This is a genomic window from Actinokineospora bangkokensis (genome assembly GCF_001940455.1).
GTDB lineage: Bacteria > Actinomycetota > Actinomycetes > Mycobacteriales > Pseudonocardiaceae > Actinokineospora > Actinokineospora bangkokensis.
The window spans coordinates 41,298-64,631 of record NZ_MKQR01000006.1 but is presented as its reverse complement, the minus strand read 5'-3'; the positions used below and the strand labels follow the sequence as shown (position 1 = coordinate 64,631).

Genomic DNA, 23,334 nt, shown 5'->3' with positions numbered 1-23,334 from the left:
ACGGTGAGCTTCTTCGGGGTCTTCTTCACGGGTCCTCCTCGGTTGTGGTGCGGGGATGGGGTTCCCGGCCACCGGGGCGCCCCGGTGGGGGGTCTTGGGCGCGCAGGAACCCCAGGGCCAGGTCGAGGACGTGGGGTTCGGCGCGGAACAGCGACAGGTGGTCGCCGTGCGGGAGCACCCGCAGGGTGGCGGCGGGCAGCCGGGCGGCGACCGCGCGCGACCCGTCGGGGTGCGCGGTGGCGTCGTCGGTGCTGGTGACCACCAGGGTCGGGTGCGGCAGGTCCAGGTGCGGGCGCAGGTCGGCGGCCATGATGGCGCCGTTGCGGGTGCAGTAGTGGTGCAGCAGGTCGGGGCGGGCGTAGGGCAGCAGCACCAGGTGGGCCAGGTGCGGCGGGGTGGCGCCGAGCATGGTGTGCGCCAGGACGGCGTGCACCGAGGCGGCCTTGGCCGCGTCGCGCGCGGCCACCGCCATCAGGGCCACCAGGTTGCGCTGGTGGTCGGTCTTGGGGGCCTCGTCGCCCAGGTCGAAGTCGCCGTGCCAGAGGCTCAGCGAGCTCACCCGCGCGGGGTCGCGGTGGGCGAGCAGCACGGCGAGCACGGCGCCGCCGCACAGGCCGAGCAGGTGCGCCCGGCGCGCGCCCACCGCGTCGAGCGCGGCCAGCAGGTCGTCGACCTGGGCGGTGGTGCCCGCGGGCCCCGGCCCGAGACGGGGGTCGGGGACGATGACGAACCGCTCGCGGGCCAGTGCGGACACCCAGCCGCGCAGCAGCCGGGCGGGCATGCCGCACGGCGGGCAGATCAGCACCGCCGGATCCCGGGGATCCCCCGCGGTGCGCACTGCCCAGGGTAGCGCACCGGGCACCGTTAAGTCCACTGTGGACATTTGTCCGTCGAAGTCCGATTCGGCTGCTTTTGCCGCCGCCGCAACGGGATCGCCGTCGTGGACGGGCTCGGCGGCGAGGTCCAGGTGCGCGCTGAGCACCCGCTCGAACGGCCCCAGCGCGGTGCCGTCGGGCACCGGGACGAGGTCGGGCAGGCCCAGCGCGGCGGTGAGCTTGCCCAGCGCGGCCGCGGCGCCCGGGTCCGGGCAGGCCACGCGCACCGGCGCGGGCAGCTCGGCCAGCAGCGGCGCCGCGTCCAGCAGCGCCGCCGCCAGGTCCTCCAGGGTCCTCACGAGCCCACCTCCAGCCAGTCGTAGTGGCGGTGGTGGCCGCGGGTCGCGGTGTGCGCCAGCAGGGTCCGCCGCCCGCCCACCCGGTCGAGCACGTGCCCCCAGCGGCCGGGGTCGACGTCCAGCTCCGCCGTCGGCACCAGGCAGGCGGCGTTCTCGGCCAGCAGCGCCTTGTACTCGTCGAACTCCAGCGCGCACCGCGCGTCGAGCTGCTGGCCGATCCGCATCCGCCCCACCGCCGCGGTGGAGGCCGCGTCGACGACCCCGCTGTAGAACTCCGCGGCGCACCCGGACCCGTAGGAGTACAGGCCGACGCGCACCGGGTCGGTGGGCCGCAGGTGGTCCACCAGGCTCGCCAGCGCCAGGTACACCGAGCCGGAGCACAGGTTGCCCACCCGCCGCGGGTACTCCAGCGCGGGCGCCACCCTCGCGGCGAAGTCGGCGGCGGCGTCGCGCACCCCGTGCTCCCTGGCCAGCGCCCGGTGCGCGGCGCGGACGATGCCCGCGAACGGCGTGTGCATGGCCAGCCCGGCGAAGGTGGTGGCGAAGTCGACGTCGGCCACCCGCTCGGCGTAGTCGGTGAAGCAGGCGCTGAGGCAGTCCAGGTAGGCCAGCAGGGAGGTGTCGGAGTCGGCCACGTCGAAGGTGGGCGCGGGCCGGGCGGAGTCGAACACCTCGAAGCTGTGCAGGCCGTGCGCGCCCAGGTCGACGTCGAGCACGGCGGGCCGGTCGCCCAGCAGCACCGCCGCGGCCCCGGTGCCCATCGCGGGCTCGGTGTAGGCCGAGCCCTCGTCCACCAGGGACACGTCGGTGGCGATCACCAGCGCCTTGGTGCCCGGCGCCGCCGAGGCCAGGTACCCGCAGGCCAGCTGGAGCGCCCCGGTGGCGGCGTAGCAGGCCTGCTTGACCTCCAGCAGCCTGCACCGCGGGCCCAGGCCGAGGTAGCGGTGGACGTAGGAGGCCACCGACTTGCTCAGGTCCACACCGGACTCGGTGGAGGTCACCAGCAGCTCGATCCGGTCGCGCTCGGCCGGGTCGAGCGCGTCGACGACCGGCTTGGCCGCGTTCACCGCGTGCGTCACCGGGTCGTCGAAGGGCAGCGCCACCGACTTCTGCGCCATCATCAGGTTGCCCAGCCGCTCGGGGTCCAGGCCGCGCCCGGCGAACAGCGCGGGCACGTCGATGGCGGCGACCCCGCAGTGGGCGTTGAGCGCCTCGATGCCCACGCTCATGCCGGTCGCACCGCGCACAGGAACTCGACCAGCCGGTCGAGGTCGGGCAGGGCGGCGAAGCTGCCCAGCGGCTCGCGCACGCCGAGCCTGGCCCGCACCGCCATGATGATCTCCACCCGCTCCACCGAGTCCGCGCCGAGGTCGCGCAGGTGCTGGCTGCCGCTGATCCCGTCGACGGCCACGTCCGGCAGCACCTCGCCGATCACCTCGTGCACCACCCGGCGCACCCCATCGGCCTCCACCCGTCCCATCAGCCACCACCTCCGGTGTCGACCTGCTGGCGGGCGACCGCGATCGGCCGCCCGGTGCCCCGCTCGGTGAGCAGGGCGCTGACCGTCTCGTCCGCCCCGGCGACGGTGCCGCCGGGCTCGCGGCGCACCCGCACCCGCAGCACGCTGCCCGCGTCGACGTTGCCCAGGTAGGCGACCCGCTGGTCGAGCACCACCCGGCGCAGGAACCCCGCGTCGGTGCCGCCGCGGTGGCGCCACAGCCGCACCAACCCCCAGTCGACGATGGCGAAGTAGGCGGCGAAGTAGAGCAGCCCCACGCCGTTGAGGTCGCGCGCGGCCTCGACCGGGTAGTCCAGGTCGAGCGCGTCGGCGCCCGCGGGCCCGTCGAACCCGGGCACCAGCGCCCGCAGCGCGGCGTGCGCGCGGCGCGGGGAGTGCTCGGCGGGCAGCAGCGGCAGGTGCTCGTGCTCGAAGCCCGCGGGCGAGGCGCTGCGCAGGTCGCCGTTGCCGCCGGAGGCGCCGCGGACCACCCACCGGTTGAACGTGCTGGCGTAGAGGCAGTCCGGGTCGGCGAAGGCGTGGAAGGCGTCCGGGTCGAGCACCCTGGGCGGCCCGCCCGCGCGCACCTCGTGCAGGGTCAGCACCGACTCGCTGCCGAAGCCGAACACCCGCGAGTCCACCCGCAGCCGGGCGCCGAAGGTGAGGTCGCGCAGGTTCAGCGACCCCGCCCCGCGCACGTGGAAGTAGTGGAACGCCAGGTAGGTCGGGGCGCCGAGCGCGTCGCGGGCGGTGTAGGCGTCGGTGCGGCACACCGCGCTCACCGTGTCCCACGTCCAGTCCCCGACCTCCCCGACGAACAGCGACCCCGGCCCGCACATGCCCGGCTTCACCACCTCGGTGCGGGTGGTGCTGTCCGGCCCGGTCAGCGCCAGGCCCGCCGCGGTCGGCGCGCTCACCGGCCCACCCCCTGCCTGCTGTGCGCGGCGAGGAAGGCCGCCAGCTCGGCGTTGGTGCGCTCGGGGGCGGTCAGGTAGGGGAAGTGGCCCGCGTCGGGCAGTTCGACGTAGGTCGCGTCCGGGATGGCGCCGTGCAGGGTGTGCGCGGTCTTGAGCGGGATCACCGTGTCGTGCGCGCCCTGGAGCACCAGGGTCGGCACGGCCACCGCGTCGAGCCGGTCGAGCAGGCTCGGCTTGGCGGCGAACACGTCGAGGTAGCGCAGCCCGGTCTGCGGGTCCATGCTCTCGCAGCGCAGCAGCCTGCGCTCCAGCTCGGCGCGCGCCCCGGCCAGGTGCGCCGCGCCCGCGGCGATGACCCGGTCGAAGTCCTCGGCGGCGACGTCGGCCAGCCGGTTGATCTCCCCGACCCGGTTGCCGATGCGGTAGGAGCTGCCGAGCAGGCCCAGGGTCGCGGTGTCGTCGGGGAACTCGACGGCGTGGGTCAGCGCGACGAGCCCGCCGAACGACGCCCCGACGACGTGCAGCGGCCCGACCGCCCCGACCGCCCTGGCGCCGTCCCTGGCCAGCGCGGCCAGGCCGGGCAGCCGCAGGTCGGCCACCCCGCGCGTCGCCCCGACCCCGGGGTGGTGCACCGAGATCACCAGGTGGTCGCGGGAGAGCGCGGCGAACTGGTCGGCGAACACGCCCGCGCCGATGTTGAACGGGTGCATCAGCAGCACCGGGCTGCCCGCCCCCGCGCTGAACACCTCCACGTCCGCGCCGCTCAGCCGCACGACCTGCCTGCGCAGCCCAGGGCAGCGCTCCCGCAGCACGGCGGCGTTGTCGTCGCCCTGGACCGGTGCGGTGGCCAGCGCGAGCCGCACGTCCTCGGGCACCCGCTCGATCGGCTGGTACACCGCCCGCGCCGCCTCGGCGGGGCTGCGCAGGCCGCCGGTCACCAGCTCCACGACCTGCCTGCCCGGTTGCGCCAAGGCGACGATCCGGTCGGCGGGCCCGCGCACGTCGTCCGGGCCGAGTCCGACCGGGACTGCCAGCCGAACCAACCCGTCGCCCGCCAGGTGCGGGGCACCGCGCACGCCCGTGCCCCGGTAGAGCCAGGCCAGGGCGGACATCACCGGGTGGGCCTGCGCGGTGAACGCGGGCAGCCGGGCGATGTCGACGAGCACGCAGTGCGCCCCGACGGGTTCGACGACGGGGATGCCGCCCGCGCGCAGCCGCTCGCCCAGCTCCCGCACGGCGGCCATCCGGGCCCGCACGGCGGCGAGCACGTGGTCGGTGTCGGCCAGGGCGGCGGCGATGCGGTGCCGGGCGCCCCGGTCGACGTCCCACCCGCGGGTGGCGACGTCCTCGCGGACGCGGGCGGCCAGCTCGGGGTGGTTCGTGGCGAGCAGCCCGCCCGCGGCGACGCCGAAGTCCTTGGACAGGCTCATCGTCACCGCGTCGGCGTGGCCGAGCAGCTCGCGCACGGCGCCCCACGGGTCGTCGGGGTCGAGCTGCGCGCCGTTCTCCACCACGCGGGTGGCGTCCACGACGAGCAGCGCGCCCGCGGCCCTGGCCAGCTCCGCGAGCCGCGCCAGCTCGGCGGGGCGCAGCGGGTGGCCGCCCGCGGCGTTGTTGGCCGCCTCCACGACCACGCACGAGGCGGGGTCGCGCAGCGCCTCGGCGAACCCGGCGAGGTCGACCCCGCGCCCGTCACCGACCCGCACGGGCGCGTACCCGGCCTCCGACAGCGACAGCGACCAGCTCGGGAACACCGCCGCGTGCGGCACGGCGGCACGGCGACCGGGCAGGCACCGGGCCAGCAGCGCCTCGGCGGCCCGGCCGGAGCGCACCGGCACGACCTCGGTGAACGGCAGCCAGGCGTGCCCGGTGAGCGGGGGCGCGGGCAGCGCGTCCAGCTCCGCGGCCCGCCGGGCCACGAACGGCTCGACGCGCTCGGCCCACGAGTCGGTGACCAGGTCCAGCGGCACCAGCTCGGCGGGCACGGTGAGGGCGTTGTGGCCGTGCTCGGCCAGGACCACCGCCCGCCCCCGCTCGGTGGCGGGGTCGGCCGCCACCCGCGGCACCGGCGCCGGGACAGGACTCGGTGCCGGGCTGGGGGTCGGGGCGGGGGTCGGGGCCGGGGTGGGCGCACCGCCGCCGGTCAGCTCGGGGTTGGCGATCATGAGGATGATGTCGGTGACCGAGGTGCGCTCGCCGCCGGTGGGCTGGCACAGGAAGATCGGCGTGTTCACCGGCCGGAACTTGTTCTTGAACTGGAAGTTGCCGGTGCCGAACACGCCCACCGAGTGCAGCTCCTCGATGGCGGTGGCCACCTCGGGGTCGGCGTTGGCCGAGCGGGCCATGGCCACCCCGAAGCTCGCCCCGAAGCTGAACGACGTGCAGCCCTCGTCCCTGGTCTTCTCCAGGATGTGCACGATGGCGTGCTCCAGGCCGCCCGGCGGCGCGTCGTCGGGGTAGAACTCCAGGTCGAGCAGCCACCCGTCCTCCGACGGGACCTTGGTGATGATCACGGCGTTGACCAGCTCGCCGTCGACGCTGGTGAGGAACACCCGGTGCCGGGGGTCCAGCCGACCGGTGCTGATCTCCTCGCGCACCACCGACACGTACGGGTTCACCATCTGCTTGTGCCCGCCCCACGCGTCGACCATGGCCGCGATCCGCGCGTCCACGGCCGGGTCGTCGCCGATGCGGTACTCCTCGGTGCGGCACGCGCCCGCCCGCTGGAAGCGCCCGATGAGGTAGCGCAGGCGCTGCATCTTCCCGCCCGCGGTGGTGAACGACGCCAGGTCGTCCAGCCGCTGCACCGCGCCGAACGGGGTGGCCGACACCGCCTCGCCCGCCACGCGCTCCAGCGCCACCAGGGACAGGAAGTTGGGCCGCAGCCCGTGCCCGCGCGCCCACCGCACCCACTCCCCCACCAGGTCGGTGAAGTGGTCCTCGGCGCCGACGAAGCTCCAGGCGAACAGGTCCGCGCCGCGCCGGGAGAAGTTGACGTAGCCCGCGCGGGCGGAGTCGAGGAAGGCGTAGGGGGCGATGTCGCGGCCCGCGAGCCCGCCCTCCTTGGCGTAGCGGCGGTCCAGGTCCGCCACGACGCCCGCCAGGTCCCCGAGGCCCGGCAGGTCGCGCTTGCGGTAGGTGGCGGGCCCGCCCGCGGGCAGCCACGGCACGTCCAGGTCAACCGCGGCCACCGCCCGGGGCCTGACCTCCCGCGCGTCGCGCTCGGCGAGGAAGGCCCGCAGCGCGCCCGCGGTGGGCTGGTCGAACAGCAGGGTCTTGGGCAGCGCCCCGTAACGGTGCTCCAGGGCGGCGACCACGCGCAGCATCTCGAACGAGGTCAGGCCGTTGTCCGCGAACGACAGCGCCGGGTCGAGGGGCCGCTGCACCGCCTCGGCCAGCACCCCGTCCAGGTCGACCGCGTCCACGGCCTGCGCGGCCGGGGCGGTGTCGATCTGGGCGGTGTCGATCTGGACGGTGTCGATCGGGGTGGGGGCCGGTGCAACCGGGGTGGCGGGCATGTCCGCGGGGGTGGTCCTCGGTTCGGCCCGGGTGGCGAGCAGTTCGGCCGGGGTGGCCGGTGGCTCGACTGGGGTGCCCGCGGTGGTCTCGATGAGGTGGGCGAGGTCGGCGACCGTCTCGTGCTCGTAGAGCTGCGCGGCGGTCAGCTCCACACCAAACGCGGCGGTGAGGGTGCGCGCCAGCTCCATCCGGAAGATCGAGTCCAGGCCCAGGTCGGAGAAGGCCTGGTCGGCGGCGATCTCGTCGGGGTGCGCGCCGAGCAGCGCCGCGACACTGCCGCGGATCACCCGCGCCACGTCCCCCTCCACCGGTCCGGCCGCGCGCAGGGGTTCCGGCGCGGGCTCCGGTGTGGGCGAGGGTTCCGGCGCGGTGGGGGCGGGTTCGACGGGCTTGGGCACCGTCAGCTCCACCACCACCGCCGCCTCGTCCTGGGCCCCGGTCACCGGGCGCACCGAGGCCGGGGTGCGCAGGACGAGCTTGGGGGCCGCGGGCCGCGCGGGGGTGGTGAACCAGTGCGGGGTGGCGGCGAACGGCGGCGCCGGGATCGACACCCGGGTCGGCCGCACCGCCCACTCCGCGTCCCAGTCGACGTCCACCCCGGACAGCCACGCCGTCGTCACCTCGTCCTGGCGCGGCGCGACGGCGCCGGTCAGCACCGCCACGGCCTCGGCCCGGTCCGCCACCACCGCGGCGAAGCGGTGGGCCAGCTGCGCCCGCCCGGTCTGCGCGGTGAAGCAGATCCGCGCCAGATCCCCGCCGGGGACGGCCTCGGCCACCCGCTCGCGGTAGGCGGCCAGCGCCTGCGGGGTCGACGCCGAGAGCACCAGCCGCCACGGCCCGGCCGCGGCCACCGGCGCCACCTCCGGCGGCGAGGACACCACGACGTGCGCGTTGACCCCGCCGAACCCGAAGGAGCTGACGCCCGCGAGCCGGTCGCCGGTCCACGGCGTCCTGGCCGCCACCACCTCGAACGGCGTGCCGCCCAGGCGCACCATGGGGTTGCGGGAGCGCTGGTGCAGGGTCGGCGGCAGCTCGCCGTGGCGCAGCGCGAGGAGCACCTTGAGCAGGCCCGCGATGCCCGCGGCCGCCTCCAGGTGCCCGGTCGCGGTCTTCACCGCGCCGAGCAGCACCGGCCCGTCGACCCCGGCGAAGACGGCCTTGAGCCCTTCCACCTCGATCGGGTCGCCCAGCTTCGTCCCGGTGCCGTGCACCTCGACGTAGGACAGCGCGGCGGGCTCGACCCCCGCGGCGGCCACCGCCCGGCCGATCACCTCGGCCTGCGCGGCGGGGGCCGGAGCGGTCAGCGACGCCCCGCGCCCGCCGTGGCCGACGGCGCTGCCCCGGACCACCCCGATCACCTGGTCGCCGTCGGCGAGGGCGGCGCGCAGCGGCTTGAGCAGCACCGCCCCGCAGCCCTCGCCCCGGCCGTAGCCGTCGGCGGCGGCGTCGAAGGTCTTGCACCGGCCGTCGCCCGCGAGCATCCCGGACGCCTGGAACGCCACGAACAGCCCCGGGCTGAGCAGCACGTTCACCCCGCCCGCGATCGCCATCGCGCACTCGCCCGCCAGCAGCGACCGCACCGCCCGGTGCACCGCCACCAGCGACGACGAGCACGCCGTGTCGATGGCCTCACTGGGCCCGCGCAGGTCGAGCAGGTAGGACACCCGGTTGGCCAGCACGCAGTCGGCCAGCCCGCTCGCGGTGTGCGCCTCCACCGGCACGCCGTGCTCGCGCAGCAGGTCGTCGTAGTCGCAGGCGGACACCCCGACGAACACCCCGGTGCGCGTGCCCGCGACCGCGTCCGGCCGGTACCCGGCGTCGGCGACGGCCTGCCACGCGGTCTGCAGGAACAGCCGGTGCTGGGGGTCCATCAGCGCCGCCTCCCGGGCGCTGATGCCGAAGTGCGCGGCGTCGAAGCAGCGCACGTCGTCGAGGAACCCGGCGCGCACCCCGGCGACCGCCGGGTCCGCGAGCAGGTCGGTGCGGTCGGCGGGCACCGGGCGCACCAGGTCGTCGCCGTCGCGCAGGTGCCGCCAGAACGCCCCCAGGTCGGGCGAGCCGGGCATCACCCCGGCCATGCCGATCACCGCGATGGCGTCCTCGCCCACGTCCGGGGTCCGCGCCGGTTCCGCGGCGGGCTCCGGGGCGAGCCGGGTGGCCTGCACGGGCTCGGGCTGTGCGGGCTCGGGCTGTGCGGGCAGGAGGTCGGCCAGGAGCGCGGCGAAGGCGGTCAGGGTGGGGCGGTCGAACAGGGTGCTGGGCAGCAGGTCGAGCCCGAAGGCGGTGTTGACCTCGTTCACCAGGCCGGTGAGCGAGATGGAGTCGAACCCGAGCGCCAGCAGCTCCAGGTCCGGGTCGACCTCCACCGGGTCCACCAGCAGGAACCCGGCCGCCAGCTCGCGCAGCGTGCCCAGCACGTCCGCGGGCCGCGCACCGGACCGCTCCACAGTGGACCTCTCGGGCGCCGCGACCGCCGGGCGGACGACCGCGATGACGGGTTCGCCGCAGGACACCGCCCGGTCGAAGGCCCGCAGCGCCTCGGCGGTGCCGAGCGGGGCGGTGCCGTAGCGCTGGGCGAACAGGCGCTCGGTGTGCTCGTCGACCCGCATGCCGCCGTCGGCCCAGAGCGGCCACGCGATCGAGACCGCGCCCGGGGTGCGCGCCGCGTGCTCGTCGAGGAACGCGTTGGCGTAGGCGTAGTCCACCTGCCCCGCGTTGCCGGTGCGGCCCGCGACGGAGGAGAACAGGGCGAAGAACTCCAGGTCCGCCCCGGCGAGCGCGGCGGACAGCGCGCGGGCGCCCGCCACCTTGGGCGCCAGCACCGCGTCGACCCGCGCGGGGGCCTTGCCCACCGCGCGGGCGTCGTCGCGGACCCCGGCCGCGTGCACGACCCCGTCGAGCCTGCCGTGCTCGGCGCGCACCCGGGCGATCAGCGCGCGGACGGCGGCCTCGTCGGTGACGTCGGCGTCCGCCCGCCCGGCCACCACGACAGCGCTCGCGGCCCTGGACGTGCGCAGGTGCTCCGCGATGTGCCGCCCGATCGCGCCGGTGCCGCCGACCACCAGGTACACCCCGCCGGTGCGCGCGGGTGCGGGGTGAGCGGGCGTGAACTCCACCATGCGCCGCACCTGGCGGACTCCACCGGCGTACCGGACCTCCTCCACGCGTTCCTCCGCCGCCCCCGCGGTGTGGTGCAGGTCGGCGGGGGTGGGCTCGCCGTGCACCAACGCACCGGAGAAGCCGCCGTGCTCCATGGCCACCGACCGCAGCGCGGCGGCGAGGGCGACGTGCTCGGGCCTGTCGTCGACGCAGGCCACGACGACCCGCACCGGCTCGGCCCCCGCGGCGTGCTCGTTGACCACCCGCAGGAGCGCCCGCAGCGGGTGCGGGTCGGTGGCGGCGTCCGCGGGCAGGCGCAGCACCACGGCGGGCGGGCCGGCGACGGCGGGCCGCGGCTCGGCCGCCACCCACTCCGGCCGCAGGTACGCGCACGGGTCCGGCGCCGGGCCCGCGACGCGCAAGCCGTCCAGCCCGATCACCACCGACCCGTCGTCGTCCACGAGCCGCAGGGTGAACCGCCGCTCACCGGGCGCGGGTGCCTCCTCCAAGGCGTGCACCCACAACCGCTCCGGCAGGGTGGGAGCCCACGTGAGCGCGTCCAAGCCGACCGGAACGCGCGGGCCCGCCTCGCCGGGCAGGGCCGCAAGCGCTTGCAGGGCACCGTCGACGGCACGCACGAAGTCAGCGGCGGCCACGAGCGCCAGCAGCTCGCCATCACCGACCAGCACCTCCCGCAGCACCCGCAGGCCCGGTCCGTGGTCGAGCCCCCCCGCCCGCAGCCCCGCGTAGACGATGTCCGGCTCGACCCGCGTAGTGCACCGCGACCGCACCGCAGCGAGGTCGACGCGCGCGGGCAGCCGCCCGTCCGCCGCGGTGCCGGTGGCGGCCGTGAGCGCCCCGGCGGACACCGTCACAACGCCCGCGGCGATCGTCACGGCCGGGGTCGCGGTGTCCAGGTGCAGCGGCGCGAGCCAGCGCACCCCGGTCAGCGCCGACGCGCCCGCCTCGGCGCGCATGAGGTCGAGGGAGGCGGCGGCGGGCAGCACGGGCCTGCCGTCCACGACGTGCTCGGTGAGCCACGGGCGCGCGGACGCAGCGGACGCAGCGGGCTCAGCCGACGCAGCGGGCTCGGCGGGCTCGGGCAGCCAGAGCCGCTGCCGGGTGAACGGGTACGGCGGCAGCGCCACCCGCCGCGGGCGCCGCTCCCACAGCCGCGCCCAGTCGACGTCCACCCCGGCCACCCAGATCGCCGCGAGCCGGTCGAGGGCGCGCCGGGCCAGCAGGTCCTCGACCAGCCCGGCCCCGCCCTCCCCGGTGAACACCGCCCGCACGGCGTCGTCGCCGGTGCCCCGGTGCCCGCCGGACCGCAGGGCGGCCACCAGCTCGTCCACATCGGACACGACGACGGCGAACCGGTGGGCCAGCTCAGCGCGCCCCACCTGCGTGGAGTGGGCGAGCGCGCCCAGCTCCGGCCTGCTCACGGCCACCTGGTCGGCCACCGCGGCCACGAGCCTGTCCAGCTCGGCGGGGGTGCGGGCGGACAGCACCACCGCGTGCGGCCCGGGCACGACCACGGCGGGAGCGGGCGCGGGTGGCCCGGACAGCACCAGGTGGGCGTTGGCGCCGCCTGCGCCGAACGCGCTCACCGCCGCCAACCCGGGCGACTCCCACGGCACCGCCGCGGTGGGCAGCACAACCCCGTCCGGCAGCGCGATCCGGTGGTTGACCTCGGTCAGCCCGGCGCAAGGGGCGATCGTGCGGTGCGCGAACTGGAGCAGCACCCTGGTCAGCCCCGCGATGCCCGCGGCGCCCTCCAGGTGCCCGACGTTGGCCTTCACCGACCCGATGGCGCACCGGGCGCGCGGGCCGAGCGCGGAGGCCAGGCCCGCGACCTCGATGGGGTCGCCCAGGGCGGTGCCGGTGCCGTGCGCCTCCACGTAGTCCACCGACGCCGGGTCGGCGCCCGCGGCGGCCAGCGCCCGGCGCACGACCTCGGCCTGCGCGGCCGGGCTGGGCACGGTGTACCCGGCGGTGCGCCCGCAGGCGTTGACCGCGCCGCCCTCGACAACGCCCAGCACCCGGTCGCCGTCGCGCAGGGCGGCGGCCAGCGGTTTGAGCAGCACGGCGCCCACGCCCTCGCCGGGCACGAACCCGTCCGCGCGCTCGTCGAAGACCTTGCAGGCGCCGTCGGCGGCGAGCATCGTCATCGACGACAGGGCGATCAGGTGCGCGGGGTGCAGCACCAGGTTCACCCCGCCCGCGATGGCCATCGCGCACTCGCCGCGCCGGATGCTCTCGCAGGCCAGGTGCACCGCCGTCAGCGACGACGAGCACGCGGAGTCGACGGCGAAGCTGGGGCCGGTGAGGTCGAGGGTGTGCGAGACGCGGTTGGCGATCGACCAGTACGAGGAGTACCCGTCGCCGTAGCGGCCCCGCGGCCAGCCCTGCGCGGCCGCGATCCGCCCGTAGGAGCCGTACATCGTGCCGACGAACACCCCGGTGTCGCGCACCTTCGCGCCGCCGAGGTAGCCCGCGTCCTCCAGCAGCAGCCACGCGGTCTCCAGGAACAGCCGCTCCTGCGGGTCCGTGGCGGCGGCGTCGCGCGGCAGGATGCCGAAGAACGCCGGGTCGAACCGGTCCACGCCGTCGAGGAACGCGCCCCACCGGCCGTAGCTGCGCTGGGCGGTGCCGCGCCGCGGGTCGAAGTGCTCGCGCCAGTCCCACCGGTCGGCGGGCACCTCGGTGACGGCGCTGCGGCCCTGCACGAGCAGCTGCCAGAACTCGTCGAGGTCGGCGGCGCCGGGGAAGCGCCCGGCCAGCCCCACCACCGCGATCCGGTCGTCGTCGGCGGGTGCCGCCTGCGGCACGGGAACCGGCACGGGCACGGGGATGGGCTCAGCCGCGGGCTCGGGCGCGGTCCCGACGCCGTGGTGGGCGGCGAGGTGCGCGGCGAGGTCGGTGATGGTGGTGTGCTCGAACAGCAGCGTCGCGGGCAGGTCACCGAGGTCGGCCTCGAACCGGCGCACCACCCGCTGCGCGATCAGCGAGTCCACCCCGAACGAGTCGAACGTGACCCGCTCGTCCAGTTCGGACGGTCGGAACCGCAGCACCTCCGCGAACACCTGCCGCACGTAGTCGACCGCCGAGCGCCCCACCGGCGCGGGCGCCGCCACCAGCACGCACTGCTCCTGGTCGTCGTCGGCCACCCCGGCCAACCCGACGACCCGCACGCGCGCGCCCACCTCGGTGAACACCGACCGCCACCCGGCGGGCGAGAGCAGCGGCGAGTGCGGCAGCCGCTTGCCCGCGTCCGCCGAGCGCCACCACCCGGGCAGCAGGCCGAACGTCGTGGTGAGGAAGTCCGAGGCCCGCGTCACCTCGTTGACCAGCAGCACCCCGCCCGGCCGCAGCAGCGCGAGGGCGTGCCGGACGGCGGTGGCGACATCGGCGGTGGCGTGCAGGACGTTGGTGGCCAGCACCACGTCGTACTGGGCGGAGAACCCCTGGGCCGCCGGGTCCTGCTCGATGTCGAGCACCCGGAACTCGGCGCCGGGGAACTCGTCCTCGCCCTGGCGCAGGAACGCCGTGGACACGTCGGTGTAGGTGTAGTGGGCGCCCGCCGCGGCGGGCAGGGCGTGGGCCGTCGCGGACCCGGTGCCCGCGCCGATCTCCAGCACCCGCGCGGAGGGCTTGCCGCGCACGGCCTTGGCCACCTCGTCGGCCAGCAGCCGGTGGTACTGCTCGGTGACGGCCTGCGCCCGGTAGACGGTGCCGACGAGATCGGCAGAGCCCCCGGGGAACAGCACCTCCGTCCCGGCCCGCCTGCCCGCCAGGACGTCCGGCAGGCCCGCCGCGCACTGCCCCAGCAGTTCCAGGTGCGGGGCGAAGTCGGGGTGCGAGCGCAGGACGTCGCCTGCGGTGGTGGCGGTCACCGGCCGGGCCTGCATGTCCGCCACGGCGGCGCGCAGCGGCCTGAGCCCGGCGGGGGCGGTGTCGGGCAGGGCGACGCCGCGGACGAGTTCCACGGCCAACCGGTCGAGCGCCGCGAACCCCTCCCGCGAGCGCGCCACCGGGTCTGCGGCCCCGGCCGCGGCGACCCCGAGGCGCGACAGGCCCTCCGGGCCGCCCGCCAGCACGGCCACCTGCGTCTGCTCGCCCGAGAGCACCCGCTCGAACGCCGCGATCCCCGCGGCGGGCTCGATGGAGGCGATGTCCAGCTCGGCGAACCTCGCGGCGTGGTCCACGTCGGCCACCGCGCCCACCGAGCCCCAGAACCCCCAGTTGACCACCCTCGCGGGCACGCCTCGACCCCGCAACCAGTGCCCGCACGCGTCCTCGAAAGCGCTTGCGGCGGCGTAGTTGCCCTGGCCGGGCGCGGGCGCGAACGACAACGCGGACGAGAACAGGGCGAGGAAGTCCAGCGGCTCACCGCGCAGGGCTTCCGCCAGGGCGACGACCCCGGTCGTCTTCGCCCGAAGCACGGCGTGCAGGTCGTCGGGGGTCATCGCCGCCAGGGTGCGGTCACGCAGGTTGAGCGCGGAGTGCACGGCGCCGTTGATCGGCCCCCACTCCCGGCGCACGTCCGCGAGCGCCGCCCGCACCGCCCGCGGGTCGGCGCAGTCCGCGACCCAGTGCCGCACGGCCCCGCCGAACTCGGCCAGCACGTCGGCGCCCACGGGGTTCCGGCCCAGCCAGGCCACCCGCGCGTCGCGCGTCCGCACGAGGTGCCGGGTCAGCGCCGTCCCCAGGCCGCCGCTGCCGCCCACGACCACGTAGACGCCGTTGTGGCGCAGCGGAACCTCACCAGCGGGCGGAGCAGCGGGTTCCAGCTGCCGCACGAACCTGCGCTCACCCCGCAGGGCCACCAGCCGTTCCCGGCCGTCCTCCCGCAGCAGCGCCTCCGCGTACCCGGCGGGTCCCGACCAGCCGATGTCCACGCAGGACACCCGCCACGCGGGGACCTCGGCCCCCAGCGCGCTCGCCAGGCCGACGACCCCCGCCGTGTGCGGGCGCACCGGTTCGTCGTCCACGGCCTGCGTGCCCGCCACGACGAACACCACGCTCAGCGGATCGCGGTCGCGCCCGGCGTCGAGCAGCGAGCGGACCAGCGCGAAGGCCTGCCCCACCGAGGGGTCCCGGTCGACGGGAGCCGCCGGGTCATCCGGCCGCACCGCGACGACGAGCGTGTCGAACGTCCCCGCCGGGACCTCTCCCAGCGGCACCATCACCTCGGGCCGCAAGGCGAGCGCCAGCGCGGTGTCCGCCGCGGTGTGCACCACGGCGACCCGTCCCGCGTCGCGCGGCGGCAGAGGCTCTGTCGCCCGCCACACCGGGACGAACCGCCCCGGCCCCTTGTCCTCGGGCGCGGGCCGCAGCACCAGCCCCGACAGCCGCGCCAGCACGCCCGTGTCGTCGAACACCGTGACGTCGAACCGGTCGGTCCCGCGCGCCACCACGTGCACCCGCGCCTCCGCGGGCAGTTGCGGCGCCACCCACACCGATTCCACGGCGAACGGCAACACTGGCCGCGTCGATTCCGCGCCGAGCACAGCAGCGACCTGCATGGCCCCGTCCAGCATCTGCACCTCGTCACCCGGCCAGGTGCGCAGCCCCGCGACGGCCTCCCCCTCCCCCGCGCGAACCTCGGTGACGACCTGGAAGGACGGCCCGTACCGCACGCCACCGCGCTCGAACGCCGCATACAGCTCGACCCCGGCGATGACGCGCTCGCAGGACCCGGGCACCGGCACGCTCCCCGGTCCAACCGCGCCCACCTTCGCCGAGGCGCACTCCACCCCGTCGACCTCCAGGCTCACCCGCGCGCCCTCCACGACGCGCACACCCACAGCACCCTCCACCGGCACCGGCCGCACCCACGTGACCCCCGTCAGGGCCGTGCCGCGTTCGGTGGCCGCGCGCAGGAAGTACGCGGCGGGCAGCAGGGCCGTCCCGCCCACGGTGTGATCGGCCACCACCGGGTCGGTGGGGTCGACGCTCCGCCGCGCACCGCCGACCCAGAACCGGTCACGCGCGAACGGGTAGGTGGGCAGCGGGACGCGCCCGCCCCCGGCGGGCCACTCGACCTGCTCGCCCGCCTGCCAGCGCCGGGCGAGGTCGAACGCTGCCCCCGCACCCTCCCGCGGGCCTTCCCGCAGCTGGCGCACCAGGTCGTCGAGGTCGTCGGCCACGAACGCGGCGCGGACCCCCCAGTGCGCCCGCCCGTGCGCGAGGGTCGCGGCCACGTCGTGCAGGGCAGGACGGGTGCTGGCCAGGTGCGCGGCAAGCCGCTCGCGCAGCGCGCTCAGCGCCTCCGGGGTGCGGGCGGACAGCGGCACCACGGCCGCTCCGGCGGGCGTGCTCCGGGGCAGGGGACGCGGCGGTTCGGAGACGACGACGTGGCAGTTGGTGCCGCTGAACCCGAACGAGCTGATCCCCGCTGCCAGGTGGTCCCCGTCCCACGGCAGCGACCCGCGCACGACCGGCAGGCCGGGGACGTCGTCCCCCACGCCCGGGGTGCCGACGAGCCTGCGGTGGCGCAGCGACAGCAGCACCTTCAGCAGCCCGGCGATGCCCGCGCTCATGGTGGTGTGTCCGATGGCGGCCTTCACCGACCCGATCCGGCACTGCTCCCCCACGACCTGTCGCAGCGCCTTGACCTCGATCGGGTCGCCCAGCGGCGTCCCGGTGCCGTGGGCCTCCACGTAGGTGACCTCGACCCCGGCCGCGGCGTGCACGGCCCGCAGCAGCTCCGCCTGCGAGGTGGCGCTGGGCGCGGTGATGCCGTTGGTGCGCCCGTCGCCGTTGACGCCGCTGGCCCGGATCACGCCGTGCACGGTGTCGCCGTCGGCGAGCGCCCGGTCGAGCCGCTTGAGCACGACCGCGCCGACGCCCTCCCCCAGCACGATGCCATCGGCGGCCGTGTCGAACGGGGCGCAGCGGCCGGTGGGCGAGAGCATGCCCGCCTGGCTCGTCCACACCTGCATCCGCGGCGTGCTCATCACCGCGACCCCACCCGCGACCGCGGTGTCGCAGTCGCCCGAGCGGATGCTCTCGCACGCCAGGTGCACCGCGACCAGCGACGACGAGCACGCCGTGTCCACCGCGACGGTCGGGCCCGTCAGGTCGAGCAGGTAGGCGATGCGCGCGGGCAGGATCGACGCCGACGAACCCAGGAACGCCTCGCTGGTGCCCGCCGCGCCCGCCTCGTCCAGGAGCAGCTGGTAGTCCCCGGCCGCGCAGCCGACGAACACCCCGCACCGCATCGGGGTGCCGCCGTACCCGGCGTGCTCCAGGGCGGCCCACGCCTGCTCCAGGAACAGCCGCTGCTGCGGGTCCATCGCCTCGGCCTCCAGCGGCGAGACCCGGAACAGCCCGGCGTCGAAGGCGTCCACATCGGACAGCAGCGCCGCCCACCTGCTCGCGGTCTTCCCGGGCACCCCCGGGTCGGGGTCGTAGAGGCCGGAAAGGTCCCACCGCGCGGCGGGGACCTCCTCGACCAGCGAGCGCCCCGCGTCGAGGTTCGCCCAGAACTCGTCCAGGTCGGCGGCGCCGGGGAAGCGGCCCGCCATGCCCACCACCGCGATCGGCACCGGCCCGGCGGGGGTGGGCTCCACGGCGATGGACTCAACCGGACTGGGCTCAACCGGACTGGGCTCAACCGGGGCGGGCTCAACCGAGACAGGCTCGGCCGGGGCGGCGGGCTGCTCGACGGGGTCGAGCACGACCGTGCCCGACGCGCCGCGCGCGGGCACGGCAGGCGCGGCGACCGGCTCCAGCACCACGAGGTCGACGACCCCCACCGGCTCTGCGGGCTGCGCGGGCGCCTCGGCCTGCGCCCGCAGGGACGCGCTCTCCGCCACCGCCGCCAGCACCGCGTCCGCCATGGCCGTGGTGGTGGGGTGGTCGTACACCGTCACCGAGTCCAGGTCGGTGCCGAAGCGCGAGTTCAACTCCCGCACCAGTTCCACGGCGCCGATCGAGTCCAGGCCCATCTCGGAGAACGTCCGCGCGGGCGTCACCTCGGCGGGTTCCAGGTAGAGCAACCCGGCCACGGCCGCGACCACCGCCGCGCCCACCTCGTCCGCCGACGGCCCCGCGGGCACGGCGACCGGGACCAGCGGCGCGGGCGGGGCCTGCGGGACGGGGGCCGCGACGGGGTCCTGCGGCGCCGCGGGCGCCTTGGCGAAGCGGTCCACGACCAGCGCCGCCGCGTCCGCGCCGAGCACGTCGCGGTGCATGCGGACCTCGCTGTCGATCACCTCGGGCAGCGCGCGCAGCGCCCGCCCGGCCAGCTCGGCCTTGAGCGCCGCGGTCACCTTCGCCGGGTGCGCCGCGATCGCCTTCGCCGCCTCCAGCGCGGCGGGCAGCACCCGCTCGCGCGGCAGCACCGAGACCCCGGCGCCCCGGGCCCGCAGGTCGGCGCCGGACAGCCCACGCCCGGTGAGCATCATCTCCGCCGCCACGGCCGCGCCCAGCCTGCGCTCCAGCACGTAGGTGGCGCCCATGCCGGGGGTGAACCCGTACTTGGCGAAGTTCGCACTGTAGACGGACTCCTCCCCCAGCAGCACCACGTCGCCGTAGCAGGCGAACGCCAACCCGCCGCCGGAGGCGTGCCCCGCCGCCGCGACCACCACCGGCCGCGGGCAGCGCAGCATGCCCTCGTAGACGATCGCGGCGTCGGTGAACGTGCCGCCGCCCTCGGCCAGGGTGCGCAACGCCTCCGGGGTGCCGCCCATGCTGAACACCGGGCCGTCGCACGACACCACCACGACCCGCACGTCCGCCCGGGAGCCGACCTCGGCGAACACCGCCGCCAACCCGTCGAGCAGGCCGGGGGTGAACATCGGCGAGCGCAGCACCACCAGCCCGATGCCGTGGTCGAGCACCCGCAGCTCCACCTCCGGCCCGTCGCCCGCCACCGCGGGCAGCACCACCTCGGGCACCTCGACGACCTCGGGCGCGCTGGGCACGTCAGGCACGGGGACCTCCTCGACTCGGGTGGGCACCGACCCCCGGGCGGCCCACCGGCCCACCCAGCACCGCTCCTCGGCCAGCGGGTACCCGGGCAACCCCACGCGGCGGCGGCCGCGCCGGTGCTCGGCCCACGGCACGGCGCCGCCCGCCACCCAGTGCCCGGCGACCTCGGGCAGCGCCCCGGCGGCCAGCAGCGCCCCCGGCTCGGCCACCAGCTCCCCGGACTCGATGACCCCGGACCCGGGCTCCCCCGCGCCGAAGCGGCGCAGCGCCGTCCGCAGCTCGGCGGTCCCGCCCACCACGACGGCGGCCCGCACCGCGAACTCGGCGCGCCCGACCTGCGTGGTGAAGGCGATGTCGCCCACGGGACCGTCCACCGCCAGGTCCGCGACCGGGGTGTGGGTGGTGCACCGGGCCGTGGCCTCGGGGCCGACCAGCGCGACGAGGTCGTCCGGCCGCAGCCCCAGCTCACCCAGGGTGGCCGACTCCGGCACCGCCGACTCCGGCACGCCGAGCAGCGCGGCGACCTCGGCCACCGCGCCCGTGGGCAGCGCGTCCGCGAGGGCCAGCGCGAGGGCCCGCAGGTCGTGCTCGTCGTGCGCGCTCAGCAGCACCACGTCGGGCCCGGTGGCCTGGCCGGGTCCCTGCTCGAACCCCTCGACGAGCACGTGCGCGTTGGTGCCGCCCGCGCCGAACGCGCTGATCCCCGCCCGCAGCCGCTCGCCCTCCCAGGGCCGCACCGAGCGCTGGACGTGGAACGGCGTCGAGGCGAAGTCGATCTGCGGGTTGGGCTCGTCGGCGTGCAGCGAGGGCACCAGCGTCCGGTGCCGCAGCTGGAGCAGCACCTTGGTGAGCGCGACGACGCCCGCCGCCCCCTCCAGGTGCCCGACGTTGGACTTCACCGACCCGAGGGCGCACGAGCGGGCACCGGCGAACGCCTGCCGCAGCCCGTCCACCTCGATCGGGTCGCCCAGCGCGGTGCCCGTGCCGTGCGCCTCCACGTAGGACACCGAGTCGGCCGACCACCCCGCGGTGCGCAGGGCCCGCTCGATGAGGTCGGCCTGGGCGCGCGGGCTGGGCACGGTGGCGCCCGCGGTGCGGCCGGTGTGGTTCACCGCGGTGCCGCGCACCACGCCGAGCACCCGGTCCCCGTCCGCGACGGCCCTGGCCAGCGGCTTGAGCAGCACCGCCCCGACGCCCTCGCCCGGGACGTAGCCGGTGCCGCCCGCGCCGAACGCCCGGCACCGGCCGTCGTCGGAGAGCCACTGCCCCTGGGCGAGCTGGAGGTACTTCTGCTCGTGCACGGTGACGTTGACCCCGCCGACGAGCGCGGCCGTGCACTCCCCGCGCCGGATGCTCTCGCAGGCCAGGTGCACCGCGACCAGCGACGACGAGCACGCGGTGTCGACGGCCAGGCTGGGCCCGGTGAGGTCGAGGGTGTAGGAGACGCGGTTGGCGATGGCGCAGTGCATGGCCGAGGGCGCCACGCCGTCCTCGGCGCCCGCCGCGAGCTGGTAGTGGTTCCACATGACGCCGACGTAGACGCCGACGACCTCCCCGGCCAGCGCGGCGGGCGGGTACCCGGCGTCCTCCAGCGCGCGCCAGCAGGTCGTGAGGAACAGCCGCTCCTGCGGGTCCATCCGCTCGGCGTCGCGCCGGGAGATGCCGAAGAAGGTGGGCGCGAACCGGTCCACCCCGTCGACGAACCCGCCCCAGCGGCCGTAGGTGCGGCCGGGCACCCCGCGCTCGGGGTCGTACACGGCGGCGTGGTCCCACCGGTCGCCGGGGACCTCGGTGATGGAGTCCACGCCGCCGACCAGGTTCGCCCAGAACGCGTCGAGGTCGGCCGCGCCGGGGTAGCGGCCCGCCATCCCGATGATCGCGATCCCGTCCTCGGCGTCCGGCACCACCGGGGCCGCCGCGACCGCCGGGGCCGCCGCCGGGGTCCGCTCGGGGGCGGCGGGCAGCAGCTCGCGGACGCGGTCGGGCTCGCCGTGCAGGACCAGCAGCGACCGCTCGGGCCGGGTGAGCGCGGCGCGCAGGGTGGCCAGCCCGGCGGCCGACGGCAGCGGCGCCTGACCGGTCGTCTCCCGCGAGCGGGCCACCACGTGCTCGGGCACCGCCATGCCGCCCTCGGCCCAGTACGGCCAGGCGATCACCGTCGCCCCCGGCACGTGCTCCAGGCACGCGTTGCCGTAGGCGTAGGCGGCCTGCCCCGGGTTCGCCACCACCGCGGACGACGACCCGAACGACACCAGGAAGTCCAGGTCCTCGGTCGCGTCGACGAGGTGGCGCGCGCCGAGCAGCTTCGGGGCCGCGGCGGCGTCGAGGTCGGCCGGGTCGCCGCGGAAGAACAGGCCGTCGTCGCGGGTGCCCGCGCAGTGCAGGACGCCGTGCAGGGCGCCGAAGTGGGCCCTCGTGCGCTCGACCGCCTGCCGCACCTGCTCGGCGTCGGTGACGTCGGCGGCGAGCACGAGCACCCGCCCGCCCGCCCGCTCGCAGTCCGCGACGACCGCCGGGTCGGGCGCCGAGCGCGACACCAGCGCGATCCGCGCCCGGTGCGCGCCCGCGAGGTCCCGCGCCAGCAGACCCGCCAGCCCCCCGGCGCCGCCGGTGATCAGGTAGACCCCCTCGTCGCGGAACGGCTCCCCGCCCCCGGCGGGCACCTCCCGCCACCGGCGCACGAACCGCCGCCCCGCCCGGTACCGCACCTCGGCCTCGACCGGCGCGGCCAACTCCGCCCGCACGGCGGCGGCGATGCCTGTGTCGCCGTCGACGTGGACGAACCGGCAGCGCAGGCCCGGCACCTCGGCGGACAGCGTCCGCGCCACGGCGCCCGCGGCGAACTGCTCGGCACCCTCCACAGCGGACACCACGACCAGGTCCAGTGGCCCGGACCGCAGCAACGTCCCCGCGGTGCGCCACAGCGCCGCCGCCGGGTCGTCCGCCACCACGACGACCGGCCCGGAGCCGTCGCCGCCGCCCAACCCGGGCACGTCGTGGTCGGCGACCAGCCGCACGTCCCCGGCGAAGACCCCGGGCGACGGCTCGGCCACCCACTCGTCGGTGAACACCAGCGCCGCCGTCGCGGGCGCGACCTCGTGGTGCTCCGCGAGGTGGGCGGCGAGGGCGTCGACGGTGCTGTGCTCGAACAGCAGCGTCGGGTACAGCTCGGCCCCGACCAGCTCGGAGACCTCCTTGGTGAGCTGGAGCAGCGCCACCGAGTCGAACCCCAGCTCGTAGAACCCGACCCCGGTGGCCACCTCCTGCGGCGCCCGGCCCAGGTGCGCGGCCACCAGCGCCCGCACCCGCTCGACCAGGCCCGACCCCGACGCGGCGACGGGCGTGGCCGCGCGGTCGGCGGCAGCGGGCGGGGCGTCCAGCAGGCGCTCGATCAGCCGGGGCTCGCGGATCCGCTTGCACGTCAGGCCCGTGAACCCGGCCAGGAACTCCCCGCGCTCGTCGAGCACGGCGTAGTCGGTGGTGATGACGTCACCGGACCCGGCCAGCCGCTCCGGGCGCGGCACGTGCACGAAGCACCGCTCGGGCAACCGGCCGGGCGCGCGCAGCTCGCGCACGAACATCGGGATGAACGGGTCGGCGGTGGGCATCGGCACCACGGCGAACCCGGCGAGCGTCGTGGCGTCGAGGGTGGCGGGGTGCAGGTGGAACCCGTCGACCCCGGTGGGCACCTCGCGGGTCAGCTCGGCCAGCACCCCGCCGTCGGGCAGGTGGTGGAGCACGCCGGTGCAGCGCATCGGCGCGTCGTGGGAGATCCCCTCGGCCCGGGCGCGCGCGTACAGCTCCGCGACGTCGGTGGTCCGCACCGCGGCGGCGCGCAGGGCGGCGACGTCCACGCGCGGCGGCAGCGGGTCGGTGGTGCGGGCGACGGTGCCGCGGGCGTTGTCGCGCCACCCGTCCTCGTCGACCCACCGGCTGCGCACGGTGAACCCGCCGTCGTCGTCGACCACCAGCAGCACCTCGCGGTCGCGGCCCGGCGCGGTGGCGATGGCCTCGACGAGCACGGTGTCGCGCACGACCACCCCGGACAGGTCCCGGCCCGCGCCCGCCAGGGCCCGGTGCACCAGGTCGAAGAACACCACGCCGGGCATCACCGACACCCCGTGCAGGCGGTGGCCGCGCATGATGAAGTCGTCGTGCGTCAGCCGCACGCGGCACTCGACAGCGGACAA

The 23,334-nt window shown here is 76.7% G+C and carries 5 protein-coding genes; all 5 read right to left on the bottom strand.

Features of this window, described 5'->3' with window-relative positions:
- Window positions 1-25: 25 nt before the first annotated feature.
- From BJP25_RS03885 to BJP25_RS03865, 5 genes are read right to left on the bottom strand one after another with little or no spacing between them, the layout of a single operon-like run.
- On the bottom strand, window positions 26-1,174 hold the full coding sequence (locus BJP25_RS03885; protein WP_075973389.1) for an alpha/beta fold hydrolase: 1,149 nt from the start codon (window positions 1,172-1,174) through the stop codon (window positions 26-28).
- Window positions 1,171-2,403, bottom strand: a complete 1,233-nt coding sequence (locus BJP25_RS03880) for a hydroxymethylglutaryl-CoA synthase family protein (RefSeq protein ID WP_075973463.1) — start codon at window positions 2,401-2,403, stop codon at window positions 1,171-1,173. Before BJP25_RS03880 ends, BJP25_RS03885 begins: the two co-directional genes overlap by 4 nt.
- Complete coding sequence (locus tag BJP25_RS03875; protein WP_075973388.1) at window positions 2,400-2,654, bottom strand: phosphopantetheine-binding protein; 255 nt, start codon at window positions 2,652-2,654, stop codon at window positions 2,400-2,402. The genes BJP25_RS03880 and BJP25_RS03875 overlap by 4 nt, the downstream gene beginning before the upstream one ends.
- Window positions 2,654-3,589: an LnmK family bifunctional acyltransferase/decarboxylase gene (locus tag BJP25_RS03870; RefSeq protein ID WP_075973387.1), complete on the bottom strand. Its 936-nt coding sequence runs from the start codon at window positions 3,587-3,589 to the stop codon at window positions 2,654-2,656. The genes BJP25_RS03875 and BJP25_RS03870 overlap by 1 nt, the downstream gene beginning before the upstream one ends.
- The gene (locus BJP25_RS03865; protein ID WP_269844517.1) at window positions 3,586-23,334 is read right to left on the bottom strand and encodes an SDR family NAD(P)-dependent oxidoreductase; all 19,749 of its coding nucleotides are present in this window, start codon (window positions 23,332-23,334) and stop codon (window positions 3,586-3,588) included. The genes BJP25_RS03870 and BJP25_RS03865 overlap by 4 nt, the downstream gene beginning before the upstream one ends.

Bases quoted from the DNA above. Each gene is read 5' to 3' on its own strand.
- BJP25_RS03880 (WP_075973463.1), bottom strand. From the start codon at position 2,403: ATGAGCGTGGGCATCGAGGCGCTCAACGCCCACTGCGGGGTCGCCGCC.
- BJP25_RS03875 (WP_075973388.1), bottom strand. From the start codon at position 2,654: ATGGGACGGGTGGAGGCCGATGGGGTGCGCCGGGTGGTGCACGAGGTG.